The organism is Rhizobacter sp. P3_B12 (assembly GCF_056402895.1).
This window is the reverse complement of record NZ_JBFUGN010000264.1, coordinates 1-6,949: the sequence shown is the minus strand read 5'-3', so window position 1 is coordinate 6,949 and position 6,949 is coordinate 1. Positions and strand designations below refer to the sequence as shown.

Genomic DNA, 6,949 nt, shown 5'->3' with positions numbered 1-6,949 from the left:
CCGCACGAGGCGCTGAAGACCGCGCGGCTGCTGGCCAAGCACCAGGCCTTCTCGAAGGAGGCGGCGCAGGGCCTGCTGCGCTCGCTCGCGTTCGAATCGCTCGATGGCGCGCGCGATGCCGACCAGGTGCGGCGCGTGTGGTTGTCGCTCGAGGCCGTTGACCGGCGCGACCCGTTCGTCGCGGCGCGCACCGCCACGCGGCTGTCGAAGTTCGGTGCGCAGGCGGATGCGCGCAATGCGCTGCGGCCGTTCTGGGAGCGGCTGGGCGAGCTGGGCATCGACGAGCGCTGTGCGCTGGCCGAGGCGCTGGTCGCGTCGATCGACGGCATCGGAGCCGACTGGCTGCCGCGGCTGGAGGCCTCGCTGCAGGCCTTCCCGCGCGAGCCGGCGCTGGCGCATGCGGTGGGCCGCGCGCTGGCGCAACGCGAGCTGTGGGGCAAGGCGCGGCTGCTGCTGCAGCAGGCCGCCGATGCCGACGAGCTGCCGCTGGCCGCGCGCCGCGACGCCTGGGTGCTGCTCGCGCACCTGGCCGAGCAGCAGGGCGATGTCGAGCGCACGGCCGATTGCTATCGACAAGCCGCAACGCTCGCCGGAATCTGAAAAAAGTCGTGCTACACTGCGAGGCTCAGCGGCTGTAGCTCAGTTGGATAGAGTACTTGGCTACGAACCAAGGGGTCGTGGGTTCGAATCCTGCCAGCCGCACCAAAAAACAAGAAATGATTCAACGCCTTAGAGGTTTACGCCTCTAGGGCGTTTTTTCTTGCCGGGGGACTTTTGGGGGAGTGGCCGTCGAGCGCGCGGCCTCCTGCTCCATCCGCAGCGTGGTCAGGCTCTTGTTCCAGCGGCCCGAATCTTCCTTGATCTTCTCCAGCGCGGAGTGCAGCTCGACGGTCTGCGCCATGCTGTAGTGGTGCGTCATCGAACGGCTGGAATGCCACAGGATGTCGGCGCAGGTCGCCGAGCCCAGCTTCCGCCCGCGCACGCTGCCACGCCGTGTTGTTGGTTCGTGCGGGCCATGCGTGGCTCCTTGGGGCGCGGGGGATTGAACGATAGGTCTTCCATCGCCGCGGCAGAACCCCCATTCGTTTTACCCGCCGTTCACTCGATCGTGTGAACGCGGCGGCTCGCGCGGGTCGAACAGGCGATCGAGTTGTTGCCTCAGCACGTCTTCGGCGCGGTCCAGCACCTGGGCGAGTGCAGCCCGCGCCGGGTCGTCCGAGGCCATCCGATCGGTCGCCGCCTGGAAGCGCAGGATCAGGCCCTGGGTGCACTCGGCGGGATGACGAAGTCGAGCGTCACGCGAAAGAGTCAACGCTACGCCGGCAACCCTGCGAGGTGGTGGTGGATCTGTGCGACCGCCGCAGCGCCCTCGCCGATGGCGCCACCCACGCGCTTGACCGAGCCGGAGCGCACGTCGCCGACGGCGAACACCCCCGGCACGCTGGTTTCCAGCGGCGCGGCACACAGCGTGGCCTCGAGTGCCGAGGCCCAGTACCAGATGCCGCGGCCTTCGAAGGCGGACAGTCGATCCACCTCCAGGCGGCGGTAGCGCGCGCCGCTGGCGATGACGACCGTGCGCGCACGCAGGCGCCGGCCATCGGCGAGGTGCAGCCCGAGTTCACGCTCCGGCCCCGCACGAGCGCAGTCCAGCGACCGCACCTCGGCCGGGATCAGCAGTTCGGCGCCGAACTTCTCGGCCTGCACGCTGGCGCGCCCGGTCAGTGCGGCGCCGGAAATGCCGGTCGGAAACCCGAGGTAGTTCTCGATGCGCGCGCTGGCACCGGCCTGCCCGCCATAGGCGCGCCGGTCCAGCACGACGACGCGCAGGCCTTCGGAGGCGGCGCCTCGCCCAGGTCGGCCTCGGCGATCATCAGCGAGCGCACCTGTCCGGGCGGCAGCAGCAACGCCTCGACATATTCCCGGGCCACGGCGTCGACCAGGGAAGGCTTGCCGGTCATCGTCGCCAGTTCGCCCGAGAAGTTGCCCGGACCGTGTTCGACGACAGGTGTCTCGTTGCCCATGCCGTCGCGCTGAAGGACGGCTACCAGACCTGTCACGACCACGAACAGGCCCGGTCCGCGCTCGCCGGCACTGACAATGCGGGTGCCAGCCGGATAGGCCTGTAGTGTTCCGAAGCGTTGCATCCGCGCGATGTCGCCCTCGCTCAAGCGAGGGAATGCCTGGTGGCGGCGACTCGACAGGACGTCCGAAGCAAGGCTGGGATTCATGGCATCAGTCCCTCTGTTGACTTGGCACCATCGTCGTGCACGAGTCCGGGGGGCACAAGTAAAGCGCGGTAAATCGTCGGGGGCTCGAGCCACTCCACCAGATGCTCGACGAGCTTGCGAACGGCGAGCGGTTGATGGCGCCGCGACGCGTAGCAGAGGTGCAGGGACACCGGGTCGGCATGCCAATCTCTCAGCACCCGGCACAGGCGGCCCTCGGCCACGCAGGCTTCGGCCATGAACAGGGGCAGCTGCACCAGGCCGGCCCCGTGGACGGCGGCCTCCATCAGGACTTCATCATGGCTAGACTGAAGGACGCCCGCGACCGGCACCTCGTGTCGCAGCCCGCTGTCCCGGTGCACGAAGGTCCACCCGACTGGGCGCGCCCGGCGATGGACGAGGCAGTCGAAGCGGCTCACGTCCAGCGGCGTCGCGGGGCTTCCGCTGGCGAGCAGGAAATTACGCGAGGCGAACCAGCCCACGTCCAGCCTCGCGAGTTCGCGAGCGACATGCGATTGCCGCAGGTGGCCTTCCAGGCACAACGCCAGGTCCGCATCGTCCGCGAGGACATCCACTGGGTCGTCACGCAAGCGCAGGTCCACCGAGACCCGCGGCCACCGTGCCCGAAAAGCCGCCAGTGCCTTTCCGAGGTGAAGCCGCCCGTACGAGGCGGTGGCCGCAAACCGGATCAGCCCGTGGGGTTCGTGGGCCGACTCGCTGCTGAAGGCTTCGAGTTCGTCATAGGATGCCAGCAGCTCCGTGGCTCGCTCGAGCACCGATTCGCCGACGGACGTGGGCAAAACGCTGCGCGTGGTGCGCAACAGCAGGCGCACCCCCAGCAGTGCCTCCAGGTCCTGCACCGTTCGCGTGACCACGGAGCCCGACATGTCGAGAGCCACCGCCGCACGCGAGAAGCCGCCATGCTCGACGACCGACTTGAAGACGGCGAGGGCTTTCAGGCGATCCATGGAGACTGCTTTCGCGCACAGTGAGAATCGTCGTGTGCCATCGCGGTGAAGGAAGCTGACACCAGAGCGACCAGCATGACGACGGCATAGAGCATCCGGGCCCGCGCGCGGTGTCGGCCCTCCATGGCGTGAAAACGTGATCGTTCAGTAGCGGGTCGCATGGCGCAACTGGATGGTGTTCTCGCGAGGGTTCCGACGCTTGATGCCTGCGTTGAAGAAGTGATGCAGGCGCTCACCGGTCTCGTAGATCGGGAGCAGCACGCTCGCCCCGATGACCAGTTCGAAGAAAGATTCCGTCTGCCTGTCGGCGAGACAACAGCTCAGCACCAGAGTGAAGCCCACCGGCGTAACGAGCGCGCCGCGGTCGCCTTCGGGGGCGTGACGCGTTCGCCATTGCCCAACTGACGACTCCCAGTTGCCCGCAGCATCACCCCATCGCAACGGTTTCCCCCAGTCTCGGCTTGCGCCGAAGACATAGATCCGCGCATCCTTGGAGAAGCCCGCCTGGAAGGCGCTGGAGACCGGCGGYGGTTGGTCCGCAGGCGCCGCCTGCGCAGTGGGGGTTGCAACGTGGAGGGCCAGCGGTCCGGCCACCRGACGAGTGTGTCGATTCAGAAGACAGGACTGCAGCGGCATGGCGAACCTCGTGAGCGATGTCATGAGGGTGCATTGGCTCGGGCTGYCGGTCATCTACCTTCCAGCCAGTATCGGAGACCTCCAGKAGGTGGGGGCGGACCGGTCTCCGACTCGTCATTGTTGATTCTGGTGTCGCAGTCGAATCACCGCGGCGTGGCCCTGAATGTGTAGCTGAAGTTCGTCCACGACCGACAGCAGTCGCTGCGCAGCCTACGACGGCTACAGACTGGTTGCGGTCGGTCGGGTCCGCCCACCGAACGACAGCTCTCACCAGAAGGAGCCGTTCATCGCGAATCGTTTTGCAGCTGCTCAGTCATGGGCCTGGCGGACGGTGCCGCGACGGCAGTGCTGACCTGCTCGAATGGCTGCTGTCGCGAACCGCGAAGCGGTGCTATCGACCCGTTGCGGACTTTGACGAAAGCGATTTCGTTGCCCGCAAGCGGCCGGTCATATCAAAGGTGCGGTGCTGCAGATCGGGGGTTCCTATATCAGCCGTCATGCCGTGAGGGACGTGCTGATCGAGCGGCGAGGCCCTGCGGGGCAACGGTCAGGAATTCCGAGCCTCCAGCGCGCGACGTATGAGAAGGAAGGGCAACCAGAGCAGCGACCAGAGCGACGGGTCGGCCAATGCAATCAAAAGGAAGTCATGCACTGGAAACCACGGCATGGCATTTGGCTGGTGGATCAGCCACGCCAAGACAACGAATACTTGGGAGAGTAGCGGCGTCATTGAATGGTGCTTCTGTATCCCGAGACGCAGATTGCGGTAGCTGAGATACAGAGATGCCCAATTGACGACCACCACGTAGGCGGCCGCGATCAAGAGGACAACGGAAGTCACAGTTGAGACCATAGATAAAACCTGGCGTTCGATACAGGCAGGAGATCGGCGCGAGCTACGCAGCAAGCAGCGTCTCGCCAGCGCCGGCTCCTGGCCGGTCAGGGACATGCGGGAACAACGCCATTCATGCGAGCCGATTCGAAGCTACGCGATCCGCGAGGGCTTCAACCAGCGCCGGCTCTCCACGAAGCGACAAGCCGACACCGGCTTGAGCGACGGCCACAAGGTCAGCGCCTGGGAGCGAGATCTCGTACCGCGTGGCTTCTTGGGGGCCGCCCAGGGTCCACTCACTGTCAACGATCGAGCCGCCCATCGCCTCGACCTCGGCAACGAGTCGATAGAACAGGTCGTCGTCGTACTCAGAGCCCAGTAGGAGTTCGGTCATAGCGCTGCCGAGCGTACCCGATAGCGGTCGCTGGTGAGCGGCTGGAAGTGGCCGACTCTTGCCCACCGAGGCGCCTATCCACGACTTTGGTCCAGGGCGACAAACTGATCAACCTCCGCGTCGGAGGGCTGCCAATCGTCGCCTCGCATGTCGTGGAACATCACGAGACCCAGGAGGATCAGGGGATCCTCTCCCAAGAAGGTTCGAAACTCGGACTCGGCACGCCACAACCCTTCGTCAATCGATACGGCGAAGCCTTGCTTCTCGAGACAGGCAAGCGCTCCTGGCATCACATTGCCGGCCGACGCGATCGTGGTCTTGCTAACCATAGTGTTCTCACATTGTCCAAGAGAGATTGCCCAGAGCCGACGGTGGCGATCGACCGGTTGTGGCCGGGTGGAGCCTTCCGTCAGTGAGCGCCTCTTGTGAGTGCGACGCGCGCCGGTGCAAGCGCGTGGGCCGCGTCGGGGCTGCCATCGCGGCCAGCTCGCTCGACGATTTCCACTAATGCACGTCCTGCTTCCGACCGTGGTTCCACTTGCACTGGAACCGGGAAAACGGGATACCAACGCTGCAGATAGACGCGAAAGTCCGAAGCATTCCGTTCGAGGCTGCCATGCACGTCAACCGCAATCCTCTTGCCCGTGGCATCAGTGAGCTCAATCCATGCTGACCCGCCGTCTGCGAGGAATACTGAGTCGGTAACTCGGATGGGGCTGCTCATATCAGGARCGCGCCCGGCAAGARCGTAGGTAGCCCAGAGCACTGCGCAAGCGACGACAGTCGCGCATGCAAGTTTCGCTGTTCGCTGGGTCAATTTWTTMATCATCTGGTTCGGTGCAGGCTCACCTGAAAGCAGTCTATCCCCAGCGTCTGCAACTGGCCGTTTTCGGAATCGTGCATTAGATCGCTACCGGGAGCGTGAACGAGCCCCCGCCCGGCGCAATCACACTGGCTCTGATTGCCTTCAACGACTCGACGAGCCGCACACGAGCGCGCGGAGACTTCAGCTGCGCAGGCAGACGACTGAGCCAGTGCCCATTGGGACCAACAGGCAGACCGCGTTGCGACGAAAGCGCCCGAGATGTTGGAAGCGGCTTCTTCGACAGGACGTCGATGAAGTGTTCCAGTTGGGCTGGCGCGCTGAACACGAGCTCGGCTGAATCGAACTCTACGTGCAGGAAGGCGAACCCTTGATGCGGGATGGCAGAGGGAACAGGAGGATCGAACACGTCGGAGCCATCAACCAGGCGATGAACCCAGAATGCGACGGGCGCTGTGCGCCAATCGGGCTGGTAGCTGAAGTGATATTTCACGCTCATGGGCCGACCTTATAGCAGTCATGCGCGACGGGCCGCTTCTGGCCGGCCTGCGACGGTCACATCAGGCGCTGATGCCTAGCGCAGCAGTAGACTGAATCGATGTGAGTGAACAACCTTCAGCTGGCCATCGCCGAGTGTCGCGGTGCCATCATCACGCGTTGGGAATACACAGTATCCCTTGGCCAACTGACGATTCGAGTCACTCGACCCGGAGAGCGGGGCAACCTGCATCTCGTCCTCAACGGCTGCCAGCGCATTGAAATGGAGTCTTCTTGGATAGACGCCGACCTGCAGATTCAGGTTCGTGAGGACATGTTCACCCTGACCGACGCAAGAGCCAAGTGCTTGATCGAGTACGGGTCGTTGAGAGTCTTCCGAGACGTGGAGCCCCTGTTTTTGGAGGCTCTGTAGCGAGGTCACCAGACACTCTTCCCGATTGCTGCCGTTCGTGACCGTCCGCTCCTGGCCGAGGCTGTGTGAAAACTCGCCGCGTTGAAGGTCACCATCGAAATCGACCTCTCAGATCGCTCTGTATTCGACGATCGACGTTCAGGTAGGGGTGAGAAGACCCC

Annotated in this window: 10 protein-coding genes, 1 tRNA gene and 1 pseudogene; 3 read left to right on the top strand and 9 right to left on the bottom strand. The window is 64.6% G+C overall.

Annotation, left to right across the window (positions count from 1 at the left end; translation table 11 throughout):
- A partial coding sequence (locus tag AC1D01_RS15430; protein ID WP_489740511.1) for a heme biosynthesis protein HemY occupies positions 1 to 600 on the top strand: 600 nt, incomplete at its 5' end.
- 28 nt (positions 601 to 628) lie between these two features.
- Positions 629 to 705 (top strand) — tRNA-Arg (locus AC1D01_RS15425).
- A 40-nt stretch (positions 706 to 745) separates the two neighbouring features.
- Here the strand turns inward: AC1D01_RS15425 and AC1D01_RS15420 are convergent.
- The 9 genes and pseudogenes from AC1D01_RS15420 to AC1D01_RS15380 all read right to left on the bottom strand — a co-directional run bounded on the left by AC1D01_RS15420 (position 746) and on the right by AC1D01_RS15380 (position 6,377).
- A complete protein-coding gene (locus AC1D01_RS15420) occupies positions 746 to 982 on the bottom strand; it encodes a hypothetical protein (protein ID WP_477867679.1) in 237 nt (78 codons plus the stop codon).
- Positions 983 to 1,087: 105 nt separating this feature from the next.
- Positions 1,088 to 1,312 carry a hypothetical protein gene (locus AC1D01_RS15415; protein WP_477867677.1) on the bottom strand — a complete coding sequence of 75 codons (225 nt, stop codon included), beginning with the start codon at positions 1,310 to 1,312 and terminating at the stop codon, positions 1,088 to 1,090.
- 2 nt (positions 1,313 to 1,314) lie between these two features.
- Positions 1,315 to 2,228 (bottom strand): annotated as a pseudogene (locus AC1D01_RS15410) (cyclic nucleotide-binding domain-containing protein).
- The gene (locus AC1D01_RS15405; protein ID WP_477867676.1) at positions 2,225 to 3,193 is read right to left on the bottom strand and encodes a LysR family transcriptional regulator; all 969 of its coding nucleotides are present in this window, start codon (positions 3,191 to 3,193) and stop codon (positions 2,225 to 2,227) included. The pseudogene AC1D01_RS15410 and the gene AC1D01_RS15405 overlap by 4 nt, the downstream one beginning before the upstream one ends.
- A gap of 144 nt (positions 3,194 to 3,337) precedes the next feature.
- Positions 3,338 to 3,829 (bottom strand): hypothetical protein, encoded by a 492-nt coding sequence (locus tag AC1D01_RS15400; RefSeq protein ID WP_477867674.1) that lies wholly within the window; start codon positions 3,827 to 3,829, stop codon positions 3,338 to 3,340.
- A gap of 547 nt (positions 3,830 to 4,376) precedes the next feature.
- A complete protein-coding gene (locus AC1D01_RS15395; protein ID WP_477867672.1) occupies positions 4,377 to 4,778 on the bottom strand; it encodes a hypothetical protein in 402 nt (133 codons plus the stop codon).
- A 16-nt stretch (positions 4,779 to 4,794) separates the two neighbouring features.
- Positions 4,795 to 5,055, bottom strand: coding sequence for a hypothetical protein (locus AC1D01_RS15390; protein WP_477867670.1), 261 nt, complete (start codon positions 5,053 to 5,055; stop codon positions 4,795 to 4,797).
- A 74-nt stretch (positions 5,056 to 5,129) separates the two neighbouring features.
- On the bottom strand, positions 5,130 to 5,384 hold the full coding sequence (locus AC1D01_RS15385) for a hypothetical protein (protein WP_477867668.1): 255 nt from the start codon (positions 5,382 to 5,384) through the stop codon (positions 5,130 to 5,132).
- A 573-nt stretch (positions 5,385 to 5,957) separates the two neighbouring features.
- Positions 5,958 to 6,377, bottom strand: coding sequence for a hypothetical protein (locus AC1D01_RS15380; protein WP_477867666.1), 420 nt, complete (start codon positions 6,375 to 6,377; stop codon positions 5,958 to 5,960).
- A gap of 105 nt (positions 6,378 to 6,482) precedes the next feature.
- On the opposite strand from AC1D01_RS15380, the gene AC1D01_RS15375 reads away from it, so the two are divergent.
- The gene (locus AC1D01_RS15375; RefSeq protein WP_477867664.1) at positions 6,483 to 6,788 is read left to right on the top strand and encodes a hypothetical protein; all 306 of its coding nucleotides are present in this window, start codon (positions 6,483 to 6,485) and stop codon (positions 6,786 to 6,788) included.
- Positions 6,789 to 6,949: the final 161 nt, after the last annotated feature.